Raw genomic sequence first — 421 nt, forward strand, 5'->3', positions numbered from 1 at the left:
GTGTACTGCTCCAGGCCCAGGCGGGCGGCCTGCTCCTTGAGCTGGAAATCGGTGATGCGCTGGCGCAGCGGATCGAGCGCGCGCTCCAGTTGCTGGCGGCGTTCGTCGCTCGCGCGCAGCCGGGCCGTCAGGTCGTCGTACTCGCTGCGCTGCGCGGCCAGCGCCTTCTCGCGGTCCATTTTCAAGTCGAGCGCCTGCTGCAGCCCGCCCTGCGCGGCCGCGGCGGGGAGGCGGCCCATTTCGTCCTGCGCGCGCTGGCGCTCGTCCTCCAGCGACGTGACCTGCACGCGCGCGGTATCGATGGTGCGCGCCAGCTCGGCCCGCCGCGCCTCCAGGCTGCGGCGGGAGAACGTGGCTTCCTGCGCCTGCCGCTCCAGGCTGCGCTGCTGCTCGCGGCATTCGGCCAGGCGCCGCTCGGCCT

General features: G+C 73.9%; 1 pseudogene. It reads right to left on the minus strand.

Going from position 1 to position 421, the window contains the following annotated elements:
* Positions 1-421, minus strand: a pseudogene (locus GWE18_RS42115) (hypothetical protein); the annotation flags it as partial.

This window comes from Bradyrhizobium sp. CSA112 (assembly GCF_029051645.1).
In the GTDB taxonomy this organism is placed as follows: domain Bacteria; phylum Pseudomonadota; class Alphaproteobacteria; order Rhizobiales; family Xanthobacteraceae; genus Bradyrhizobium.